Annotated in this window: 1 protein-coding gene; it reads left to right on the plus strand. The window is 75.9% G+C overall.

What is annotated here, in order from left to right:
• Nucleotides 1-98: 98 nt before the first annotated feature.
• Nucleotides 99-2816, plus strand: a 2718-nt coding sequence (smc, locus tag AB0H87_RS40165; RefSeq protein ID WP_360158571.1) for a chromosome segregation protein SMC, incomplete at its 3' end; no start/stop codon positions are given.

Raw genomic sequence — 2816 nt, forward strand, 5'->3', positions numbered from 1 at the left:
AACCCGACCACCCCGCCCGCGATGCCGCCGGACCCGACGTTCCCCGCCAACCGTCTGGTGTGGAGCGACGGCGGGCCGTCGGACGAGGACTCGATTAGGTGCATCTCAAGAGCTTGACCGTGAAGGGCTTCAAGTCCTTCGCCTCCGCGACCACGTTGCGGCTGGAGCCGGGCATCACCTGCGTCGTGGGGCCCAACGGCTCCGGCAAGTCCAACGTGGTCGACGCCATCTCCTGGGTGCTGGGCGAGCAGGGCGCCAAGGCGCTGCGCGGCGGCAAGATGGAAGACGTGATCTTCGCCGGCACGGCCGGCCGGGCGCCGCTGGGCCGCGCCGAGGTCACCCTCACGATCGACAACGGCGACGGCGCGCTGCCGATCGACTACACCGAAGTGTCGATCACCCGCCGGATGTTCCGCTCGGGTGAGTCCGAGTACGAGATCAACGGCAACTCCTGCCGGCTCCTCGACATCCAGGAGCTGCTCAGCGACTCCGGCATCGGCCGCGAGATGCACGTGATCGTCGGACAGGGCCAGCTCGACGCCGTGCTGCACGCCAAGCCCGAGGACCGGCGGGCGTTCATCGAGGAGGCGGCCGGCGTCCTCAAGCACCGCAAGCGCAAGGAAAAGGCGCTGCGGAAGCTCGACGCGATGCAGACCAACCTCAACCGGCTCACCGACCTGACCGCCGAGCTGCGCCGCCAGCTCAAGCCGCTCGGCAAGCAGGCCGAGGTGGCCCGGCGCGCCGCCGGCATCCAGTCGGACCTGCGCGACGCCCGGCTCCGGCTGCTCGCCGACGACCTGCACACGCTGCGCACCACACTCGACAAGGAGATCGCCGACGAGGCGGCCCTGCGCGAGCGCCGGGAGTACGTGGAGGACGAGCACGAGCAGGTGCAGCGCCGGCTGGCCCAGCTCGAGGCGGCGCTGGCCGAGGACGCGCCGCTGCTGGCCGCCGCGCAGGACGCCTGGTACAAGCTGTCCGCCCTGCAGGAGCGTTTTCGATCCACCGAGCAGCTCGCCAGCGAGCGGCTGCGGCACCTGTCGGCCACGCCCGACGACGAGCGCCCCGGCCGCGACCCGGACGAGCTGGCCGCCGAGTCGGAGCGCGTGCGGGCCCAGGAGGACCAGCTCCGCGGCGCCCTCAAGGACGACCAGAACCGGCTCGCCGAGGCGGTCGAGTCCCGCCAGGCCCTGGAGCGGCAGCTCGCCGCGGCCGAGCAGGCGCTGCGGGCCGCGGCCAAGGCCATCGCCGACCGCCGGGAGGGCCTCGCCAAGCTGACCGGCCAGGTCAACGCCGCCCGGGCGCGCAGCACCAGCGGCGCCGAGGAGATCTCCCGACTCGCGGCCGCCCACGTCGACGCGCAGGCCCGGGCCCAGCGGGCGCAGGCGGAGGTCGACGCCGTCGCGGCCGAGTCCTCGGAGGCCGACCTCGCCGACGCCGACCTGGACGCCCGCCACGACGAGGCGGTCGCCGCGCACGAGGAGGCGGCGGCCGAGGTCCGCGAGCTGACCAACCGCGAGCGGGTCGCCGAGAAGGACGCGGCGACCTGGAAGGCCCGCGAGGAGGCGCTCTCGCTCGGCCTGCGCCGCAAGGACGGCGCCGGCGCGCTGCTCGGCCGCGCGGACCAGGTGCCGGGACTGCTCGGCAGCCTGGCCGGCATGCTGACCGTCGAGCCCGGCCACGAGGCCGCCCTGGCCGCCGCGCTCGGCGCGCTGGCCGACGCGGTGGCCGTGGCCGGCGTCGACGAGGCCGCCGAGGCGATGCGTTACCTCAAGATCCAGGACGCCGGCCGCGCGGCGCTGCTGGTCGGCACGCCTGCCGGACCCGGCATGATCGGCACACCGGACGCGCTGCGCCCCGCGCTGCCCGACGGCGCGCGCTGGGCGCCCGACGTGGTCCGCTGCGACGAGCGGATCCGGCCAGCGGTGCACTGGGCGCTCCGCGACGTGATCATGACCGACGGTCTGGAGTCGGCCACCCGCGCGGTGGCCGCGAACCCGCAGCTGCGCGCGGTCACGCCGGACGGTGACGTGGTCGGCGCGTACGCCGCCGCGGGCGGCTCCGCCAAGGCACAGAGCTTCATCGAGCTGCAGGCGGCCGTCGACGAGGCGGCGGCCAACAAGGCCCGCGCCGAGGAGCAGATCGAGCAGCTGCGCACGCAGCTCGCCACCGCCCGTGCCGCCGTGGCCAGCCGCAAGGAGGCCGTGCAGCTCACCGAGCGGGAGAAGCGGGCGGCCGAGGGGCAGCGCAACGCCGCCGCGCGCCGGCTCGCCGAGCTGGGTGCCGCCGCCCGGTCCGCCAACGCGGAGACCGAGCGGCTGGGCGCCTCCCGCGCCCGCGCCGAGGAGGCCCGCGAGCGCGACCTGACCGCGCTGGCCGAGCTGGAGACCCGGCTCGAGCTGGCCGAGACCACGCCGATCGACGAGGAACCGTCGACCGAGGAGCGTGACCAGCTCGCCGCGATGGTGCCGCAGGCACGGCAGAACGAGATGGAGGTCCGGCTCGCGGTGCGTACCGCCGAGGAGCGGGTCGCCTCGATCGCCGGCCGCGCCGACTCGCTCGCCCGCCAGGCCGCCGCCGAGCGGGCCGCCCGCGAGCGCGCCGCCGCCCGTCGGGCCGCCCGGGTCCGCGGCGCCGGCATCGCCCGGGCCGTGGAGATCGGCGCCCGCGAGGCGCTGGCCCGGGTCGCGGTCTCGCTGGCCGCGGCCGAGGAGACCAGGGACGCGGTCGCCGGCGCACGGTCCGCCCGCGAGGCCGAGTTCCAGGAGGTACGCGCGGCGGCCAAGCGGCTGTCGGCCGACCTGGAGCGGCTGACC

The organism is Asanoa sp. NPDC050611 (assembly GCF_040654855.1).
Taxonomy (GTDB): domain Bacteria; phylum Actinomycetota; class Actinomycetes; order Mycobacteriales; family Micromonosporaceae; genus Asanoa.